This is a genomic window from Botryobacter ruber, assembly GCF_003347595.2.
GTDB classification, from domain to species: Bacteria; Bacteroidota; Bacteroidia; order Cytophagales; family Hymenobacteraceae; genus Pontibacter; species Pontibacter ruber_A.
In genome coordinates this window covers 400,908-419,101 of sequence record NZ_QCZK02000024.1, presented here as the reverse complement: position 1 = coordinate 419,101, position 18,194 = coordinate 400,908, and the positions used below count along the sequence as shown (strand labels likewise).

20 protein-coding genes are annotated in these 18,194 nt (G+C 50.9%); 12 read left to right on the top strand and 8 right to left on the bottom strand.

Translation table 11 applies throughout. From position 1 onward, the window contains the following. Positions 1-23 precede the first annotated feature (23 nt). The gene (locus DCW36_RS07140; protein ID WP_114777650.1) at positions 24-773 is read left to right on the top strand and encodes an energy transducer TonB; all 750 of its coding nucleotides are present in this window, start codon (positions 24-26) and stop codon (positions 771-773) included. Between the two features lie 209 nt (positions 774-982). Here DCW36_RS07140 and DCW36_RS07135 read toward each other — a convergent pair whose 3' ends face one another. The 3 genes from DCW36_RS07135 to DCW36_RS07125 all read right to left on the bottom strand — a co-directional run bounded on the left by DCW36_RS07135 (position 983) and on the right by DCW36_RS07125 (position 5,108). Next, positions 983-2,032, bottom strand: a complete 1,050-nt coding sequence (locus tag DCW36_RS07135) for a glutathione synthetase (protein WP_114777649.1) — start codon at positions 2,030-2,032, stop codon at positions 983-985. Positions 2,033-2,457: 425 nt separating this feature from the next. Further along, entirely contained in the window at positions 2,458-4,305 is a 1,848-nt protein-coding gene (locus DCW36_RS07130; RefSeq protein WP_164891051.1) for a flavohemoglobin expression-modulating QEGLA motif protein, read from the bottom strand. Continuing rightward, entirely contained in the window at positions 4,302-5,108 is an 807-nt protein-coding gene (locus tag DCW36_RS07125; RefSeq protein WP_114777647.1) for an N-formylglutamate amidohydrolase, read from the bottom strand. The genes DCW36_RS07130 and DCW36_RS07125 overlap by 4 nt, the downstream gene beginning before the upstream one ends. Before the next feature lie 181 nt (positions 5,109-5,289). Between DCW36_RS07125 and DCW36_RS22515 the strand changes: the two genes are divergently transcribed. From DCW36_RS22515 to DCW36_RS07110, 4 genes are all read left to right on the top strand, one after another. Beyond that, entirely contained in the window at positions 5,290-5,460 is a 171-nt protein-coding gene (locus tag DCW36_RS22515; protein WP_164891050.1) for a hypothetical protein, read from the top strand. Positions 5,461-5,805: 345 nt separating this feature from the next. After that, positions 5,806-6,015, top strand: coding sequence for a zinc ribbon domain-containing protein (locus tag DCW36_RS07120; RefSeq protein WP_125185100.1), 210 nt, complete (start codon positions 5,806-5,808; stop codon positions 6,013-6,015). A gap of 6 nt (positions 6,016-6,021) precedes the next feature. Then, complete coding sequence (locus DCW36_RS07115; RefSeq protein ID WP_114777646.1) at positions 6,022-6,378, top strand: magnesium citrate secondary transporter; 357 nt, start codon at positions 6,022-6,024, stop codon at positions 6,376-6,378. Between the two features lie 542 nt (positions 6,379-6,920). Then, positions 6,921-7,187 carry a hypothetical protein gene (locus DCW36_RS07110; RefSeq protein WP_114777645.1) on the top strand — a complete coding sequence of 89 codons (267 nt, stop codon included), beginning with the start codon at positions 6,921-6,923 and terminating at the stop codon, positions 7,185-7,187. A 56-nt stretch (positions 7,188-7,243) separates the two neighbouring features. Here DCW36_RS07110 and DCW36_RS07105 read toward each other — a convergent pair whose 3' ends face one another. The 5 genes from DCW36_RS07105 to recF all read right to left on the bottom strand — a co-directional run bounded on the left by DCW36_RS07105 (position 7,244) and on the right by recF (position 11,318). Then, complete coding sequence (locus DCW36_RS07105) at positions 7,244-8,620, bottom strand: M28 family peptidase (RefSeq protein ID WP_114777644.1); 1,377 nt, start codon at positions 8,618-8,620, stop codon at positions 7,244-7,246. 243 nt (positions 8,621-8,863) lie between these two features. Continuing rightward, positions 8,864-9,427 (bottom strand): acyl-CoA thioesterase, encoded by a 564-nt coding sequence (locus DCW36_RS07100; protein ID WP_114777643.1) that lies wholly within the window; start codon positions 9,425-9,427, stop codon positions 8,864-8,866. A gap of 158 nt (positions 9,428-9,585) precedes the next feature. After that, complete coding sequence (locus tag DCW36_RS07095) at positions 9,586-9,915, bottom strand: DUF721 domain-containing protein (protein WP_114777642.1); 330 nt, start codon at positions 9,913-9,915, stop codon at positions 9,586-9,588. Between the two features lie 9 nt (positions 9,916-9,924). Further along, positions 9,925-10,134, bottom strand: a complete 210-nt coding sequence (locus DCW36_RS07090) for a DUF433 domain-containing protein (protein ID WP_114777641.1) — start codon at positions 10,132-10,134, stop codon at positions 9,925-9,927. 71 nt (positions 10,135-10,205) lie between these two features. After that, positions 10,206-11,318, bottom strand: a complete 1,113-nt coding sequence (recF, locus tag DCW36_RS07085; RefSeq protein ID WP_114777640.1) for a DNA replication/repair protein RecF — start codon at positions 11,316-11,318, stop codon at positions 10,206-10,208. A 123-nt stretch (positions 11,319-11,441) separates the two neighbouring features. Between recF and pdhA the strand changes: the two genes are divergently transcribed. The 7 genes from pdhA (at position 11,442) to DCW36_RS07050 (ending at position 18,135) form a co-directional block, all read left to right on the top strand. Then, positions 11,442-12,488 (top strand): pyruvate dehydrogenase (acetyl-transferring) E1 component subunit alpha, encoded by a 1,047-nt coding sequence (pdhA, locus tag DCW36_RS07080; RefSeq protein ID WP_114777639.1) that lies wholly within the window; start codon positions 11,442-11,444, stop codon positions 12,486-12,488. 121 nt (positions 12,489-12,609) lie between these two features. Beyond that, complete coding sequence (locus tag DCW36_RS07075) at positions 12,610-13,320, top strand: tetratricopeptide repeat protein (protein ID WP_114777638.1); 711 nt, start codon at positions 12,610-12,612, stop codon at positions 13,318-13,320. A 429-nt stretch (positions 13,321-13,749) separates the two neighbouring features. Further along, a complete protein-coding gene (gene ribH, locus DCW36_RS07070) occupies positions 13,750-14,226 on the top strand; it encodes a 6,7-dimethyl-8-ribityllumazine synthase (protein ID WP_114777637.1) in 477 nt (158 codons plus the stop codon). A 451-nt stretch (positions 14,227-14,677) separates the two neighbouring features. Further along, complete coding sequence (locus DCW36_RS07065; RefSeq protein ID WP_114777636.1) at positions 14,678-15,067, top strand: TraR/DksA family transcriptional regulator; 390 nt, start codon at positions 14,678-14,680, stop codon at positions 15,065-15,067. Between the two features lie 12 nt (positions 15,068-15,079). Beyond that, positions 15,080-15,643 carry an SMC-Scp complex subunit ScpB gene (gene scpB / locus DCW36_RS07060; protein WP_114777635.1) on the top strand — a complete coding sequence of 188 codons (564 nt, stop codon included), beginning with the start codon at positions 15,080-15,082 and terminating at the stop codon, positions 15,641-15,643. A gap of 82 nt (positions 15,644-15,725) precedes the next feature. Next, complete coding sequence (locus DCW36_RS07055; RefSeq protein WP_114777634.1) at positions 15,726-17,411, top strand: pseudouridine synthase; 1,686 nt, start codon at positions 15,726-15,728, stop codon at positions 17,409-17,411. Between the two features lie 4 nt (positions 17,412-17,415). Next, positions 17,416-18,135 carry a type III pantothenate kinase gene (locus DCW36_RS07050; protein ID WP_114777633.1) on the top strand — a complete coding sequence of 240 codons (720 nt, stop codon included), beginning with the start codon at positions 17,416-17,418 and terminating at the stop codon, positions 18,133-18,135. Positions 18,136-18,194 lie beyond the last annotated feature (59 nt).

The following is an 18,194-nucleotide window of genomic DNA, read 5'->3' as shown; positions in this document are numbered from 1 at the left end:
GATAAACAGAAAGATTTTAAACAATGAAATCATTAAGAAGAGCCTTGCTCATTTTATGTGTTCTGGTAAGTGTACAGGTGATGGCACAGGAACGACAGTATTACAATACCTACTGGGAGAAAGTAGCTAAAGGGAAAGCTATCTATTATGGAACCGAAGAACTTATTCAGGCAGGTACACCGGTGGTAAAGGTTACCAGATATTTTTTAGAAACAGACACAAAACAGAGTGAAGTAAACTATGCTGCAGATGCCTATAAAGCTGGAAAGGAAATAAAATCGGGAGAATATAAAATATGGAACAAGGATGGAAAGCTTGTGATGAGGCAAAACTTTGTAAACAATAAGCGAAACGATTCTTTAATAACTTATTATGAGAGCGGTAGAGTAAAAAGGATAGAGTTATACGAAAACGGTAAGATGCTTGAAGGAACTGTTTTTGCAGAGGATGGTGCCAAACTGCCTTACTTCCCTTATGAAGTGATGCCACAGTTTCCTGGAGGGGAAAAAGCCCTGTTCGTTTTTTTAGCCCAGAATATAAAATACCCTAAGGCAGCTATAATGGATAAAGCATCTGGTTCGGTGCTGGTTTCTTTTATTGTAGAAAAAGACGGTAAAGTGAAAGACATTAAAGTGAAAAAGTCGGTGCATCCTGCCATTGATGCTGAAGCAGTAAGGGTGATAGCAGAAATGCCTACATGGGTGCCAGGGGAACAGGATGGTGAACCTATTTCTGTACGTAACACACTGCCGGTTAAATTTACCATTAAATAACAAACGAGAGCTCCCTTTACTGGGTGTAGTTTTAAACTACATCTAAATATGGGGCTATTCCCAAGGCATGCTGACTTACCTGTAGAAATATATAGGAGTTTTACAAACTACTCCCAGGGTAGGAGAGAAGAGGAAGAGGTGAGTAAGGCAACAGGGCAATATTCGACCAGAGGAAGCCCGACTGAAATTCCTCTGGTCGAATAAGAAATTTAAATCATCGCCACTGTCTTATTATCGATCTGGGCGCCGTAGGTGGTTTTGTAATGCACCTTTCGTTCTAAGGCAGCAATAACAGGTTCAGAAAAGTCTACGCCTTCCAGTTGGCTGGCGAAGGGAATGCCGCCGGGGCTGAACACATTTATCTCCATCAGCTTGTTGCCCACAATGTCCAGGCCTACCAGGAACATGCCGTCCTGGATCAGTTTCGGGCGGACGAGCTCAACCAGGTCCAGCATGGTCTGGTCTACTTTGGCGGGTTGTGCTGTGCCGCCTGCATGAATGTTGCTGCGGATGTCGTTCTTGCTGTTTACCCGCCGCATGGCGCAGTATTTTCCTTTGTACTGCAGCGCTTCCCCGTTCACCACAATCAGCCGCACATCGCCATGCACGGCCTCCGGCAGGTACTCCTGCGCAATCACGTAGCCGTCGCGGCTGATGGCTTCCACAATCTGGTTCAGGTTGGTGGCATCGTCTTTCTTCACCATAAACACACCGGAGCCACCCGATCCCTGCAAAGGCTTCAGGATGATGGAGTTCTGCTGCTCATTATAAAATTCCTTGATCTCATTCTTATCGCGGGTAATGAGCGTGCGCGGACGAACCGCCTCCGGGAAGTGCTGGAAATACATTTTATTAACGGCATCGGAGAGCGAAGTAGGGTCGTTAAGCACAATTACCCCGTGCCGCAGCGCCAGTTGCCCGAATATCAGGCCGGCATTCTGTGCCCAGGCCCGGCCTTCCGGTTCCGAAGAAGGGTCGTTGCGGAGCATGAGCACATCCAGTTCAGGCGCTGTTATTCGTACCTTACGGGCTTTGTCGCTGTGGATGGCCTCAATGTAGGTGGCTGGCGTTTTATATTTATGATTGGGCTCTGCCTGTGTGGCGGTGGCGCCCATAAAACCGTCCGGGTAATAAGCCAGGTCGCCAACGCCTATCAGGTACACCTGGTGCCCGAGGTTGTGCATGCGCTGCGCCAGGAAAATGGTGGCATAACCTGCCTGTTCTGTTTTTATATCGTTTACTACAAATCCTATGTTCATGGGTGTTGTTCTTGTTGTTTACACCGTTACTCGTTATTGACGCCGATGGTTGCGGAGCAGCTTTAGGAAGTTTGGGAGTTAGAGAGTTTGGGAGGTAGAAAGGTAAAGAGGTTAAGGGTACGGCTGTAGAGACGCGGTGCCCGCGTCTCCTGCACGAACCACAAACAAACCAAATCCTGTTATTCCTTAAATCTTCTTAATCCTGTTCAGACAGATTGCTCAGACAAACCCAATCCTGAAAATCCTAAAATCCCGTAAATCCTGATTCAGACAAAAAATCAAGTAAATCAGAAAAATCACCGTAAATCAAAGGTTCAGACAAAGCAGCAGCGGCTGTGGTGGCAGGAGCAGTTAAAAAATTCCTTTAACATTTTATCTTAAAATGCCCTCCCCAATAACTAATAACCAATAACGAATAACTACATCTACACCAGGTTAAATACCGTCAGCCCCTGTTTCAGCTGCTCGAGTTTTGGCTTAAGGGCGGGGTCGAGGAGGTAGCGGGGCTTCATGGGGATGGGGCGGAGCACGTTGCGGTAAATCAGTTCCTGCACAATGGGAATGTAGTCCTGCCGGATCTTACCGATCAGGAGCGGCTCCAGTTCGCCGCCCTCTTTCAGGTGGTGGAGCAGGTGCACGAGGCCCCGCAGGTACACGGCATCTTTGGTAAGGCCGCCGCCGCGGTGCACGCGCATGGTCACGTCAAAGGCTGTTTCGTCAGTAAATTTATAGTCGTGCTTCAGGCGCCAGAAGTTGTCGGTAAAGCTGCAGCCCTGGATCAGGTGATGTACCGTAATAACGCGGGCTGCCAGCAGGCGCAGCCGGTCCTGGTCGAGGCCGCCGACGAGGTACTCGCTGAGCACCGCCAGCCCTTCCTGCAGTTCCTCGTAACCTGGCACGCCCACATACAGCTGCTGCAGGGGCTGCGCCTTCCCGTTAAAATACGTGAGAATATGCGTGCCCACTTCGTGCTGAATGAGCGCTTCGGCACGGCTGCGGGGTATTTTCGCCTCTGTGCCTACGTTCAACCTGCCTTTCGATACAATCAGGCCTACAATGTCTTTACGGATATCCACGCCCGACTCCACACCCGGGTACTGGCTTTTCAGGAAGTCGATTTCCTGCTGGGCCAGGGCGGCAAACTCTTCTACCGGGATAAGGGCTGCACCGTCGTCGCGTTGCGGTTCGGGAATGGCGGCCAGTATGCCTTCTGCCACTTTCAGCAGTTGCTCATCTACGCCGCCAAAGAGCTGCAGGCTGCTGTAGAGGAAGTGGGGCGTGTTGCGGTCGGCGAGCATGGTAATCATTTTGTCGAGCTCGTGCCGCTTGTCGCGGAACAGGAACGCCAGCGTCGGGTCTTCCACCTTCTCCACGGGAATGTTGTACAGCTCGCGCTTGAGCAGGTCGGCATCGATGGGCATGAGCCGGTAATGGAAAACAGGCGCTTTTTCGAAGTTGTTTTGTTTGAACTGCTCCCAGGCTTTATCGGCATTAACCGGCGTAACAAGCAGCAGAAACTGGAACTGGTCGCTGATAGCACTGAGTTGTTTATCGATGCGCCACACGGCCGGCACCACAGCCTGCCGCCCCAGCGCCTGGTAATGTTCCGGCTGGTGCGATGTTTGCACACGCACAAAATCGAACACGGTTTTCTTGATGGCGCCGGATAAACGGGCACGCAGGGCACGAACAAGGATGGGATAGACTTTGCCGGTGAGCTTGTTCACGTACAGCGGTTTTATCTCCAGCCCCAGCATCAGGATGCTAAGCTGTTTGAGCTCGTCTTCGTTCAGGAGCCGGTACGGGCCTTCCAGTAGGCGCATGTTGCTATCTGTAACAACAGTGGCAGGTACTCCCTGGAACCGGATGAGCTCCAGTTCTTCTTTCAGTACCCGCATGGTTGCCGGCAGCGCGTGTTCCGGCCCCAGCACCCGGAAATGAGGAGCATCGGCATCCGGTTGGGGTGCCGCAAAAATCTCCAGCACCATAAAGGCATCAAACTTCTCCGACATCACCTTTGCGATTTCCTTTACCAGCGTAGCCAGTTCCGGAGTCTGTTCCTGGTGGCTGATAATATAGGAAGCCTCTGCTTTCACGAAGTCGGCGGTGGCGTGGTCTGGTGCGCCTGCCGGGTGCCGGAAGAGCACCAGGAAGGGCAGGGGGCGGTCTATGTTCAGCCAGCCGCCATCGGGCAGGCGCCGCCTTACCTTGCGGCCACGCTTCAGGCCACGTGTTACTTTATGGATAAATTCCTTTGAGATGGTCTCTGTCATGGGTGTAGTTTTTGACAGACCTGCGCCCTTGCCTCCAGTACCGGCGCCACCGTATGCTGCAGCGCCTGTCTTATCGCCGTCAGTTGCTCCTGGTCCGGCTCGCCTGTCCATTCGTTCATAAAAAACTTTTTAAATTCGATCGAGAGCACGCAGGCGCTGTCGGGAAAGGTGTCGTGTATCCAGCGCATGAAATGGCCTCCCTGAAACTTTACATTTTCGCGCACATCCAGCTGCCGCCCCTGGTAGTTGTACGACCGGAGTGCCTGCATAAACGCATCTACCACCGGGGCCCACAGCTGGCGGTTCATGTTGCCGGTGCCAATGTTTACTTCGGGGTTTGCTTCGGGGTCTGCCGCAGGACCGGCCTCGCCCTCGCGTTTGTGGTTGTAGGTGTGCAGGTCGTACACCACAAAGCAGCCGTGCTTCTCCTTTACCTGCGTCAGGAGCTGCTTTACGTCTTCATAAAACTGGTCGTAACGGGCCAGCGACTCCTGCGCCAGCTCTTCGGGCAGCTCCTCTTTCCAGACGGAAAGGCCCCAGGCGTCTTCGGGTTTGCGGTAAATGGCTTTGTGGCGCGGGCGGTTCAGGTCCAGCTCAAACCGGGAGTTGAGGCCGATGATCTGCGTATCGGTAACAGCTACCCATTGCGCGGTAAAAGGATCTTCTTCGCGAAGGCGCTCCGGCGGCGTAAGCGACAGCAGGCTGTTTACATTCGCCCGGATGGTGTGGCCATCGTGTATGGCGGTGGCAATAAGGGGAGAGGAACCAGGAACAATTTTATAAAAAGGTTGTTTATCGGGCATCGCGGTTTAAAATAAAATTGATTTATGTTTACCTTTCTGGCGTATAGAAGGTTTTTTCGAACTAACCTAAGCGTAGGATTTTGTATAAACAGAGTTATTTCATACTTTTAATGTATACGCAACCACTTCATGCGCATTAAATGAATTTTTACTGTTTCATAACTTTTGATGGTTTACGTGTATGACAAAATTTTACAAACCGGTTTTATTTGCTGTCCTGGTATTCCTGGTAGTGCTGCTGATGCATTTCTCCCGCGTTGGAGCAATTCATCCTGCCCATGTATTGTCGCTGTTCCTGGTGTTTTCGGCAGGTTTAGTGATGGGCGCACTTACTAATGCCCTGGAGGCCTAGCGAAAAGCTCGTTTTCTAAAAGAGTTGCCCGTACGACCCAGGGCGAAGAAGCTTCCTGTTGTATTTTTTTATCATCTTCTGCGCAATCGGTTGTATAGCCCGCAATAAGGCGCTTCTGTCAAATCAGCCGAATCTCCTTCCACTGTTTTAGCTTCTGATTTAATTACAAAAACGTTCTGCTCCTGCCACCACAGCCTCTGCTGCAGTAATCCGCTTGCACTGCCTGCTCTTACCTGTAAGTTCCTGAAGAGAAAATTTGTAAACGCTACGAAAACCCGGATCTGTTTTATTTGAATACCTTTGCGTTAGTCCCCATTCTTAATCTGCTTTTTTGTAAATTGGTATATGACCACAGAAAACAACGGAGCTTTCCCAACCATTAAATGCCCGCACTGCGGACGTGAGGTGCCGCCAGCCAAACTGTGCCCGTATTGCGGCCAATACCTGCCCAAGCGAAAAAAGGCAGCCTGGAAAATGCCGAAGATGACACCCGCAGAAATTTTCCTGGCGATTCTGGGAACGATTGTTTTAGCGGTAGCGCTGGTAGCCTTGTAACCCGGTATGCAAACACTGCGGCACCCGTTTTTCCTGTTGTGTTTTGTTCTTTTCTGCCTGAATCAGCTGCTGGAGCTAGCGGGCAGGCATATCTGGCCCCTCCACGCGTACCTCGACGACCTGCTCTGCATGCCGGTCGTGCTTACGCTTGCGTTAGCTGCCGAACGCGTCTATTTCAAAAATCCTGGATTTGTGTTGCCTGTTGCCTATGTAGCCGGGGCAGTGGCCGCGTTTGCGGTTATTTTTGAACTGCTGCTGCCCCTGCTCACCACAAAACACACAGCAGACCTGCCGGACGTCCTGCTGTATGGGCTGGGCGCTTTTGCTTTCCAAGCACTCCTGAACAAGCCGCTGCACGAGTAAAATTAATATCTGCTGCTCCTGCCACCATTCCCGCTGCACATCACGGTTCCTTTTTTTGAAGAAAAAAATTTTGCCTGAAGCAACCTTTCTGTTTTTTCAGCATCTGTTAGTCAGAAGTTAGTTCAGGCGGAATAGCAGGGACTTCAGGAGTAGAACACCTTAAATTACTGAGGCTATGAAAGAGATAAAATTTTCCGTGATCACACTTGTTTTACTGCTCCTCTCGCTGCTGTTGCCTGAGCTGCCTGCGCTGGCGCTATAAGGTATATAAGGTAAAGGCAACGGGACTTTATGCAAGCACGTCGCTTGCTGTTGCTGCCTCCGGCGCTGCTACAGTAGCTTTCGAAGGCATGCTGGCCTTAAACTGAAACCGCGTCTGCCGCCAGAATATCAGAATCCTGGAAAAAGAGATATTAAGAACTTCATACTAATACTAAAGGAGCAGCCTCTGTGGGTTGCTTTTTTGTTTCAGGGGTACTGGCTTATCCTATGCCTGCCGGAGTGCGTATAGGTTAACCGAACCATACTAAACCAGAAAAACGATGAGCGAAGCTAAGAAAACAACAAACCGGAAAGAGATTGAGGAGTGGGCAAAAAAACACGGCGGCGTGCCCAGCATCATAAAAGGCACCGAAGACGACGGCAGCGGCGAAGGCGTACTGCGCGTCCACTTCCCTAAAAAGAGCGACAGCAACGAGAGCTTTGAGGAGATCAGCTGGGACGAGTTTTTTAAAGAATTCGAGCACAGCAAACTGGCCCTGCTCCACGACCCGAACGGGAATTTTAACAAGCTGGTGAAGCGGGATTAGGAGAGGCAGTAACTTTTAATCCCGGCAGGTTTTTGAAACCTGCCGGGATTTTTCTATTACCGCACCGGCACCGGTAGCACCGGCAGGCTGGCATGGCCTGCAGCATCTACGGCCTGTACGGCAAAAAAGTAATTGTCTTTGGAGTAGTTGAGCGTTGCGTTGGTATCCTGCATAAAGAATTTTTTCTCCCACACCGGGCTGCTTGTTTCCCGCATCAGCACGTAGTAGCCTGCCGGTTTCGGGCCTTTGGTTGGTGCTTCCCACTGCAGGTCGGTTTTGTTCGTGAGGGCGGCAGTCAGGACGCTCACTTTGTCGGGTGCAAAAGGGGCGCGACCGAGAGAGGCCATGGTTGCTAAGTTCACGCCTGCATTTTTGCGCAGGTATTCAAAATCCATAAACTCCACCAGGTCGCCGTACTGCACGCCTTTCTCCACACGCACGTCCTGGTGCTGGTGGTCGAAATCTTCGTTCATCTCGCTCATGCGCACCGCCACAAAACCCTGCTGGTTAAAGGGCGTATGGTCGCCGCCGCGCAGGAAGCGGTCGGCACGGTAGCCGAGTACTACCTCCAGCTGGTCTACATACGCTTCGCCAACCATCTTCATGTAGCGGGCCAGGTTACGGCTGGGGCTGTCGTTTTCGGCGCCCAAGGTTCTTCGGAGGCTTACGGCTTCTGGTGTTTCGGCAGCGGGAGTGCCTTCGCTGAACACGCGCACGCGGGTGTTGTCGCGGATGCCGGTTTCGGCGGAGTAGGAGTTACCCACGATGTCGTTGTTGAGCATGGCTACCAGGTTCCAGCCTTCTTTTTTAGCCCGCGCTGCCAGGTGCTTCGACCCGTACAGCCCCTGCTCTTCGCCCTGGAAAGCCACAAAAACAAGCGTAGCCGCAAACGGTCGCGAAGCCATAATACGGGCCATTTCCATCACAATGGCCACACCAGAGGCATCGTCGTTCGCACCCGGGGCTTTGCTTTTGGCGTCCATCACGTCGGTAGCGCGGGAGTCGAGGTGGCCGCCCACGATGATCACGCGGTTGTCGGTGGGGTCGGTGCCTTTTAAGATCGCCATCACGTTTGCCATTTCCGTATCCTGGGGCACACGGCGGCCATCGCCTTTCACCACGAACCGGTCCATTTCTACGGTCATGCGGCCACCGGAGGCTTTGGCGTATTTTTCGAATTCCGATTTCACCCACGCGCGGGCAGCGCCTATGCCGCGCTTTTTATCGGTGGTGGAGCTGAGGGTGTGGCGGGTTTCAAAGGAAACCATTTTCTCGACCAGCGCCTTCAGGTTCTGCGCCGAGATTTCGTTTACCATCTGCTGTATTTCCGGGTCTTGGTTGGCGTGAACCTGCGCTGCCACACGTGCCGGAAACGCTACCGCAACCAGCAGGCAGAAGCAGGTGAGCAGGTAGCAATAGGATGTGTACTTCATTTCTCTGTAGCTGTTGTTGCTACGCTAAATGTAGGCAGCTTTTCGGTAAGATGAAAAAGAAAGCTGCAGGGGGTACGGACGAAAGTGTAGCTTTTGTTACGGATGTGGAGGAGCTAAGGCTGTGGTGGCAGGAGCAGTAAGGCTTTTTAAAGCTAAAATTGGCAGTTTTGGCTTTGCTGCCCCCGCCACCACAGCTGCTGTGCAATGGCCGGCGTTTACAAAATTTTGCTGAACCTACCTTTCTTACACGTGGAACCCCAGCAGGCAGCGCTCGCCCTCCAGCAGGTGCAGTTCTTCTTCAACAGCCAGCACGTTTTTGGCCTGCGTTAGTTCGGTCTGGTAGCGTTGGGTAAGCTCTCTGCGTTTCAGGGCTTCGAGAAAGCGGCGGGTATCGTTGCGGGTTTCCAGCACAAGGCCCGGCACCTGCACCGGCTTGTTGTTATCGCCTTTGGCTACTAAGGTGAAGTAGGAGGTGTTGGTATGTTTTACCAGGCCGGATTTTATATTTTCGGCAATTACTTTTATGCCCACCATCAAAGAGGTATTGCCCACGTAGTTCACCGAAGCCATCAGCGACACCAGCTCACCCACCTCCACAGGCTGCAGGAAATTCACGCCGTCTACCGATACCGTTACACAATAATTACCGGCATGTTTGGCCGCACAGGCATAGGCCACCTTATCCATGAGCGAAAGCAGAATGCCCCCGTGAATCTTGCCGCCAAAGTTGGCATAACTCGGAATCATCAGTTCGGTAAGCGTGGTACGGGAATAAGAGACAGGACGGTAGCTGCTAAGGTTCTTCATGAATACACTAAAATTGAAATCTTTTTTGGTTTACTTCTCAGTCGGAGGACAAATGTAAAGGAGGAATTCAGAAATACAAAATTATTGGTTTTTAGGATGTTATCGTTGCATTGGTTCTTCCGGGCTGCTTTGCCTGCCGCGCCGGTTTCTGCCAAAGCTTACAGGAACACCACATCCTTTACCACCTCCTCGCCAGCTTCGCGGTTGAGCAGTTCCAGCACCTTCGATTTCGACATGTTCAGCTCATGCTTCAGCGGGGCCGATGTAAGCCGCACAAACAGCTTGTGGTCTTTAAAATAAACTTCCTTGGTCTTCAGGGCAATGGGTTTGCCCATCAGCCGCTCCCAGTTCTGCACAATGTTCACCTCGCTGAGTTTGCCCTGCAGCCGGTACGCCTTCAGCAGCGCCTTAATGCTGTCGCCAATCGGCTGAATGTCAGCCTTCCGCTTGTCAATCTCTTCTCTTTTCTTTTTAAATATGTAGCGCACGGGGTGGGGTTAAAATGATTTTGTGTTATTCTTTAATACAGCAATAGCCTGTTCTTTGCTTACAGTCGGAAAATCTTCAAGAAATTCGTCTAATGAGATGCCTTTCTCCAGGTGCAGGAAAAGTGTTTCTACTGGAACTCTCGTTCCTTTGAAAACTGGTTGACCGCCTAAAATTTCCGGGTCGGTATGAATGTAGTCTTTAATAGCAATAGCCGCCATAACACTTTTATTTACGATTTCTAACAGCGAAGGTGGTTAAATAAGATATTGCCTTTAAAAAAGCTCAACCATCAAGCAATCACCTTCACCGTCCCCTCCTTCACCCTAAATCTACGGATTTGTTCTGACAGGTTCTCCAGAATTTTATCCGTCCGCTCCAGGTGCGTGTCCGTCAGGAAGATCTGGCCGAAGGTGTGGGCGGCTACCATCTGCATGAGCTTGGCGATGCGCTTTTCGTCGAGGCGGTCGAAAATGTCGTCGAGCAGGAGCAGGGGCTTGTGGTGATGCTGCTCGGCAATCACCTCAAAATGCGCCAGCTTCAGGGCGATGACGTAGCTTTTCTGCTGCCCCTGCGAGCCGAAGGTCTTGACGGGGTTGCCATCCATCAGGAACACGAAATCATCTTTGTGCGTGCCCACGGTGGTGCGCTGCAGGGCCAGGTCTTTGCGCTCGTGTTGCTCCAGCAGCTGCGCAAAGTGGCTGGGTTCGGGCAGGAGCTGGCTTTTATAGGTAAGGGTAACGGTCTCGCTGCTGTCGGAAATGTGGCGGTAGTGCTTCTGGAACACGGGCACGAAGGTTTCCAGGAAAGCCTGCCGCTGTTGGGCCAGCTGCTCGCCCAGCGGCACCAGTTGCTCATTTAGGATGTGGAGGTACTCGCGGTCGATGTAGTTGCGCTCGGCAAACTGCTTCAGGAGCGAGTTGCGCTGCTTGAGCACATAATTATAACTGATGAGCTGGTCCAGGTAAGGGTGGTGCAGCTGCGAGATCAGGCTGTCGAAGTACTTGCGGCGCTCTTCGCTGCCCTCCCGGATCAGGTCGGTATCATACGGCGAAATGAGCACCACCGGGAAACGGCCGATGTGGTCGCTCACCTTATCATAAATAGCTTTGTTGTGTGTTACCGTCTTTTTTTGCCCCGCCTTCAGGCTGCACTGCACCGTGTGCTTTTCGTCCTCCACCAGAAAGCGCCCTTTTATCATAAAAAAATCTTCGCCCTGCTTAATGCTCTGCACATCGGTGCTGTTGAAGGCGCTCTTGGTCATGGAGAGGTAGTAAATGGCGTCCAGGAGGTTGGTTTTGCCGCTTCCGTTGTCGCCTATAAAGCAGTTTATATGCGGAGAGAAACTAACCGATGCCTCGTCGTAGTTCTTGAAGAAGAGTAAATTGATATTTTCGAGGAACATTAGTTTCTTCTTTGATTTCTTTTTCCTTAAATTCGCAAGCTAAACCAAATAAGGGTGTAAACCCTTGATTTCTGGAGTAGAATTTCTTAAAAACGCGTAACGGATATTAATTAATAATTACCCATGGCTGATACGAAAGAAAAAACAATAGCGGAGCCGGCGAATGCAAAGGTAGAGAGAGAACCAAAATTTTCAAAAGAGACTTACATGCGATGGTATGAGATGATGAAGCTCATGCGCCGCTTTGAGGAGAAGGCCGGACAGCTGTATGGTCAGCAGAAAATTAAAGGTTTCTGCCACTTATATATCGGGCAGGAAGCCTGTGCGGCAGGTGCCATTACAGCACTTACCAAAGACGATAAGTGGATTACAGCTTACCGCGACCACGCGCACCCGCTGGGCCTGGGTACAAGCCCGAACGCTATCATGGCGGAATTGTTTGCAAAAGCCACCGGCTGCTCCAAAGGCAAAGGCGGTTCCATGCACATCTTCGATAAAGAAGTAAACTTTGTAGGCGGACACGGTATTGTTGGGGCGCAGGTGCCACTGGCAGCTGGTCTTGCCTTCACTGAGAAATATAACAACACCGGCAACCTGGCTATCTGCTACATGGGCGACGGTGCCGTGCGTCAGGGTGCATTCCACGAGGCTCTGAACCTGGCCATGCTCTGGAAGCTGCCGGTTATCTTCGTAATCGAGAACAACGGTTACGCCATGGGTACTTCCGTGCAGCGTACGTCTAACGTTACGGAACTGTACAAACTGGGTCTTTCCTATGATATGCCATCCGAGCCGGTAGAGGCGATGTCGGTAGAAAACGTACACGAAGCTGTAGCAAGAGCGGCAGAGCGTGCCCGTGCCGGCGAAGGACCAACCCTGCTCGAGTTCAGAACCTACCGCTACAAAGGCCACTCCATGTCGGACCCTGCCAAGTACCGCACCAAAGAAGAACTGGAAGACTACAAAGGCCGCGATACCATCGAAGCTGTAAAAGCCACTATCCTGCTCCAGGGCTGGGCAACAGAAGAGGAACTGGACCAGATAGACGATAAAGTGAAGCAGCAGGTGGCCGAGTCGGTTAAGTTTGCAGAAGAGTCGCCTTACCCGGATCCGTCTGAACTCTACACGGACATCTATGTAGAGCAGGACTATCCGTACGTAATGGACTAAAACCTGATAAAATAACAAAGGTTAGGAATTAAAAATCAGCACTTTGATGTTCACCCCTTAACGGAGGTAGTGTAACAACCGGTGTAGTTTTTAATTTTGAGATTATATTTCATTATAAACAATGGCAAAAGAAACAGTAAAGAAGCACAACGAGTTTGAGGAGATAGTTGAGAATCCGGATGCGCTGGCAGACCGCCTCGCGCAGTCTGAAGATTTTGTAAAGAGGAATAAGGGAACGCTGCTCGGGGTGTTTATCGCAATTGCCGCACTGATTGTGGGTGGTTTCCTGTATTACAACTACCGCTCCTCTCAGAACAGGGAAGCACAGGAGGCCATGTTCCAGGCTGTACATTATTTTGAAGCCGACTCGTTGGGCAAAGCGCTGAACGGCGACGGCCAGTACGAAGGCTTGCTTACCATTGCCGACGACTACAGCGGAACCGATGCCGGTAACCTGGCCAGGTATTATGCCGGCGTGGCTTTGCTGCAAGAAGGTAAGTTTGCCGAAGCGGTTGAACAACTGGAAGATTTCGAATCGGACGATTACCTGTTACAGGCCCGTGCCTACAGCCTGATGGGCGATGCTTTACTGGAGCAGGGCAAAGATGGCGAAGCAGCCGACATGTACATGAAAGCCGCCAACCACAATGCCAACGAGTACTTTTCGCCACAATACCTGATGAAAGCAGGTACCGCTTTCGAAGTTGGCAATAATTTTAAGTCAGCGGCCGAAGCGTATGATAAAATCATAAACGACTATGCTACCTCTGCACTGGTAACCGATGCTAAAAAGTACAAAGCACGGGCAGAAGCACTGGCTGGCACTAATTAATTGAGTTCCCAGGCGTGAGCCAAAACAGCAAAGCGCTTTTGTCTTTCAATAAGGCAGAAGCGCTTTCTGTTTTTACAGGAAATATCGTCTGAACCGGGATTTAAATTTAAATGATTGTTTTGATTTATACCAACTAGCATTTACTCTTTTCCAAAAGTTCTTCCCCTCTTGTCATCCTGGAAGGATCTTATGGGAAAGCTGCAGAACCGCCCGCTAATAGCAGAGTTGGTGTGGATTATTTACTATTTAGATTACTTAACTGAACCGGGATAAAGCAGATTCGTGAATTACCAAAGGAGCAGAGGCAATGGAGGAAGCAGCAGAAATACTTTTCTGCCCATATTCAGGGTTTAAAGTTTTCAACCCTACAGAAATTCACACCTCCCAAACTCTCTAACTCCCAAACTCCTAAACTCATTAACTCAAAACATGGCTACTTCTTTAAAAAACCTGAACGACTATAACAAAGAGAACTTTGCAGACATTTCGGATAAGAAATTTGGCATTGTAGTGGCCGAGTGGCACAGCGATATCACCGATGCCCTTTGTGCCGGAGCCATCGATACGCTGCTGCAGCATGGCGCCAAGCGGGAGAACATTTTCCGCAACACCGTTCCGGGCAGCTTTGAACTGACGCTGGGGGCGCAGTTCCTGGCGCTCCAGGAGGAGATAGATGCCGTAATCTGCCTGGGTGTGGTAATAAAAGGCGACACCAAGCACGACGACTACATCAACAACGCCGTAGCCAACGGCCTGACCACCGTAGCGCTAAAGTTCAACAAACCTGTATCGTTCGGGTTGGTAACTACCAACACCCTGGAGCAGGCATTGGAAAGAGCCGGCGGGAAACATGGTAACAAAGGCGTGGAAGCCGCTGCCGCCGCCGTGCACATGCTGTCTTTCTGAAGGAACATGTTCCAGGAGGAGCGCCAGGAGCTGCCGTCAGCATGTTGTACGGGCAGTTCCTGGCGCTTTTTTTATTCTGTACCAGCTACCACACCCTCTGCTCAGAAGCGAATCCTGTAAATTATAAAATCCAGTAAATCCTGATTCAGACAAATCCACTGCAGCAGCCTTCATAGCCACTACTCCTCGGCAAAACGGATCAAACGGCCGGATAATTAAACATTAAAATAAAGTAGCAGAATAGTATAGTAAAAATATTACTACTACTTTTGCACCAAATTTAGCAGGAAGAACAGTTGTTAGGCTGCTGCCGTAACAATCTGGAGTGGTTCTTGTTAAGTTAACAACAGGCATCGATAGCTTTTGTACAATAATTGAACTTTGTAGCAGCATTGATGTTAAGTTGAATAGTAGCGAAGGTTATAACTTATTATAGTTCTGAAACAACAACATGAGCACAAACGAAGAAAAACAACGTTATTCCAGAGAGGAGCTCGCAGAGTTTGAGAATATTATTCTCGAAAAACTGACGAATGCCCGCAAAGAGGTTGCCTTTATAAAAGAAACGCTGAGCCGCCGTAACGATTCCGGTACCGATAATACCGCATCGCCAACAAAAGTGCTGGAAGATGGCGCCGATACTGCCGAAAAAGAAAGCTTAAACCAGCTGGCCTCCCGCCAGATGAAGTTTATCCAGCAGTTGGAGAACGCCCTGATCCGCATTAAAAACGGAACGTATGGTGTCTGCATCGTAACCGGTAAGCTGATCCCAAAGGAAAGGCTGCGTGCCGTACCGCACACACAGCATACCATCGAAGCAAAACTTCAGCGTAACGACTAGTACCTTTTGCCCTTGGATATTCTGCAGAATCATATTCAGGCCCTCATATTCTGTGCCCAGTCGCCTATAAGCATCGAAGAAATTCAGCGCTGCTTAACCGAGTCGCTGGGTATGGATGTGCTGGTGAGCGATGTGCTGGAAAGCATAGAAGGCATCAACGAAACCCTGTCTGGGGCGGGTGTGGCCTTCCAGGTATACGCCATTGGCGGAGGCTACCAGTTTCTGACCAGGCCCGAGTACCAGGACACGGTGAGCACCTACCTGAAGCACAAATCAAAGAAAAAGCTTTCGGCTTCTTCGCTGGAAACCCTGGCAATTATTGCCTACAAACAGCCCATCACCCGGTCGGCTGTTGAGCAGATTCGTGGCGTGGGCTGCGACTATGCCATCCACAAATTGTTAGAAAAAGAACTTATCGAAATAAAAGGTAAGGCCGATACCATTGGCAGACCCGTACTCTACGGCACGTCTCAGAAATTCATGGACTACTTCGGCATTAACCACATCAAAGACCTCCCGCAACTCAAAGACTTTTCTACCGAGGAAAACATCATCGGTGAAATGGCTGACAAGTAAATCCTGAGCTACTTATTACAAAGTATTCATTATTACCGCACATTTAGGTACAGTAGCGATACTGCATCATTACATTCAATATATGGCAAAATACAACGAAAGCCCTGACCGCGATAACGACGGCGCAGGCAACAGAGGTTCCGAAAGAAGAGCTTCAGGAAGACCCGCTACCGACAGAGGAGAAAAGAAAATATTTAACAGAAGAGACAAAGCGGACAGACCAGCCAGAGAAGGCGGCGAACGTCGCTCGTTTGGCGCTGACAGAAGAGAAGGAGGGGAAAGAAAGCCTTTTAATTCCGACAGAAGAGACGACCGCCGCGAAGGGGGCCGTCGTGATGAAAGAAAATCTTACGACAGAAACGAAGGCGGCGAAAGACGCGCTTACGGCAACGACCGCCGAGAAGGTGGCGAACGCAGGTCCTTTAACAGCGACCGCCCGAACCGTAACGACAGAGGCGAACGCCGTTCGTTTGGAGGCGAAAGAAGAGAAGGCGGAGAGCGCCGCAGCTATGGCAACCGTGAAGGCGGCGAAAGACGCGCTTACGGCAACGATCGCCGCGAAGGTGCTGAAAGAAAATCCTATGGCGCTGACAGAAGAGAAGGTGGCGAACGCCGCTCCTATGGCAACGACCGACGTGAAGAACGCGAAAGCAGAGGGAATGGTGAACGCCGCAGCTACAGCCCGGGAGCACCCGGAAACCGCTACGGCTCCGATAACGACCGCCGCTATGGTGGCGAGCGGAAACCGTACAGCGACCGCCGCTCTTTCGGAAGAGAGGACCGCGAAGAAAACGACCGCCCGGCGTACCGCAAAGACAGGCGCGACGACGACAGAGCATCCCGTTACAGCAAACCGGCAGGAGAAGGTGAAGAAGGTAAAAAGCCTTTTGCAGGCGACCGAAAACCTTTTGATGCAGAGCGTAACCCACGCTTAGGCAGAGGCCCAGCCGACCGCAGAGGCCGTGGCCGGGATGCTGATGCCGAAGCACCAACCTATAACCTGAGCCGTTACAAAGATAATCCCCGCATCAAAAAAGAAGTAAGGGAAAAAGAAGACGACGGCACCATTCGCCTGAACCGCTACATCGCCAACGCAGGCATCTGCTCGCGCCGCGAAGCCGATAGCCTGATTGAGGCCGGCGAGATAAAAGTGAACGGTGAGGTGATTACCGAGATGGGCTATAAAGTAAAGCCAACCGATACCATCCAGTACGGCAAAAAAGTGCTGAACCGCGAGAAGATGGTGTACGTGATGCTCAATAAGCCAAAAGACTTTATCACCACCACCGAAGACCCGGAAGGACGTAAAACGGTCATGGACTTAGTGGCAACAGCTTCCAAAGAGCGCATTTTCCCGGTAGGCCGCCTCGACCGCAACACTACGGGTCTGCTGCTGTTTACCAACGACGGAGAGCTGGCCCACAAGCTGACGCACCCGTCCAACGACATCAAAAAGATTTACCAGGTAGAGCTGGACAAGCCTATTACCAAAGACCACTTCAGGCAGATAACCGAAGGGCTGGAACTGGAAGATGGCAAGGCAATGGTAGACGACCTGGCCCTGATCGGCGATACCAACAGGTTCCTGGGCATCGAGATTCACATTGGCCGTAACCGCATCGTGCGCCGTATTTTCGAGCACCTGGGCTACGATGTCGTGTCGCTGGACCGGGTACAGTATGCCGGGCTAACCAAAAAAGACCTGCCACGCGGCAACTGGCGTTACCTCACCGAAAAAGAAGTTATCCGACTGAAATACTTCATGTAATCACATGCGGAGCATCGCCATCGACATAGGGAACACAGGCACAAAGTACGGGATATTTGAAGGAGAGGCCCTGGTAGACCAAGGCTACTTCGAAAACCGGCAGCAGCTGCCACCACAGTTGCTGCACCAGTCCTTTGACCATGCCATTGTGGCCTCGGTGGCCGGCGATACGCAATTTATAAAGACAAGGCTGGCTGTGTCAGGAAGCTTTCTGGAGCTTTCGGCGCAGACAGCCTTGCCTGTTCGTAACGGGTACAAAACACCCGAAACGTTGGGCGCTGATCGTAAAGCGGTGGCTGTAGGGGCGCATTATTTTTTCCCGGGCCGAAACTGCCTGGTAATAGACGCCGGTACCTGCATCACCTACGACTTTACCGACAGCAGCGGGCAGTACCACGGAGGCGGCATTGCACCAGGGTTAGGTATGAAGTTTAAAGCCCTGCATAATTTTACGGGGCGGCTGCCGTTAGTACAGCAAACCGAAAACGCCTTCTCCCTTATCGGCCAGACAACAGAAGAAAGTATACGCAGCGGCGTGCTGGCCGGTACCTTAGCTGAAGTAAAAGGCATAATGGCAGAATATCTGCAGAAAGCGCCGGATCTGGTAGTTATACTTTGCGGAGGAGATGCCGGATTTTTTGAAACTAACTTAAAAGGACGCATCTTTGTAATTCCTGAGTTAGTCTTAATCGGGCTCCAAAGAATTTTAGTTTATAATGTATAAATCCTTTCGTGTAGTAATTTGTGCTGCAGTGCTTTGTCTGGCACAGGCTGTGCAGGCGC

What these genes read in the sequence shown, in the direction of transcription:
- DCW36_RS07140 (WP_114777650.1), top strand. Translation starts at nt 24, where the DNA reads ATGAAATCATTAAGAAGAGCCTTGCTCATTTTATGTGTTCTGGTAAGT.
- DCW36_RS07105 (WP_114777644.1), bottom strand. Translation starts at nt 8,620, where the DNA reads ATGAAGTACACATCCTATTGCTACCTGCTCACCTGCTTCTGCCTGCTG.
- DCW36_RS07135 (WP_114777649.1), bottom strand. Translation starts at nt 2,032, where the DNA reads ATGAACATAGGATTTGTAGTAAACGATATAAAAACAGAACAGGCAGGT.
- ribH (WP_114777637.1), top strand. Translation starts at nt 13,750, where the DNA reads ATGGCTACTTCTTTAAAAAACCTGAACGACTATAACAAAGAGAACTTT.
- DCW36_RS22515 (WP_164891050.1), top strand. Translation starts at nt 5,290, where the DNA reads ATGACAAAATTTTACAAACCGGTTTTATTTGCTGTCCTGGTATTCCTG.
- DCW36_RS07055 (WP_114777634.1), top strand. Translation starts at nt 15,726, where the DNA reads ATGGCAAAATACAACGAAAGCCCTGACCGCGATAACGACGGCGCAGGC.
- DCW36_RS07090 (WP_114777641.1), bottom strand. Translation starts at nt 10,134, where the DNA reads ATGGCGGCTATTGCTATTAAAGACTACATTCATACCGACCCGGAAATT.
- pdhA (WP_114777639.1), top strand. Translation starts at nt 11,442, where the DNA reads ATGGCTGATACGAAAGAAAAAACAATAGCGGAGCCGGCGAATGCAAAG.
- DCW36_RS07110 (WP_114777645.1), top strand. Translation starts at nt 6,921, where the DNA reads ATGAGCGAAGCTAAGAAAACAACAAACCGGAAAGAGATTGAGGAGTGG.
- DCW36_RS07120 (WP_125185100.1), top strand. Translation starts at nt 5,806, where the DNA reads ATGACCACAGAAAACAACGGAGCTTTCCCAACCATTAAATGCCCGCAC.
- DCW36_RS07050 (WP_114777633.1), top strand. Translation starts at nt 17,416, where the DNA reads ATGCGGAGCATCGCCATCGACATAGGGAACACAGGCACAAAGTACGGG.
- DCW36_RS07075 (WP_114777638.1), top strand. Translation starts at nt 12,610, where the DNA reads ATGGCAAAAGAAACAGTAAAGAAGCACAACGAGTTTGAGGAGATAGTT.
- DCW36_RS07130 (WP_164891051.1), bottom strand. Translation starts at nt 4,305, where the DNA reads ATGACAGAGACCATCTCAAAGGAATTTATCCATAAAGTAACACGTGGC.
- DCW36_RS07065 (WP_114777636.1), top strand. Translation starts at nt 14,678, where the DNA reads ATGAGCACAAACGAAGAAAAACAACGTTATTCCAGAGAGGAGCTCGCA.
- DCW36_RS07100 (WP_114777643.1), bottom strand. Translation starts at nt 9,427, where the DNA reads ATGAAGAACCTTAGCAGCTACCGTCCTGTCTCTTATTCCCGTACCACG.
- recF (WP_114777640.1), bottom strand. Translation starts at nt 11,318, where the DNA reads ATGTTCCTCGAAAATATCAATTTACTCTTCTTCAAGAACTACGACGAG.
- DCW36_RS07115 (WP_114777646.1), top strand. Translation starts at nt 6,022, where the DNA reads ATGCAAACACTGCGGCACCCGTTTTTCCTGTTGTGTTTTGTTCTTTTC.
- DCW36_RS07125 (WP_114777647.1), bottom strand. Translation starts at nt 5,108, where the DNA reads ATGCCCGATAAACAACCTTTTTATAAAATTGTTCCTGGTTCCTCTCCC.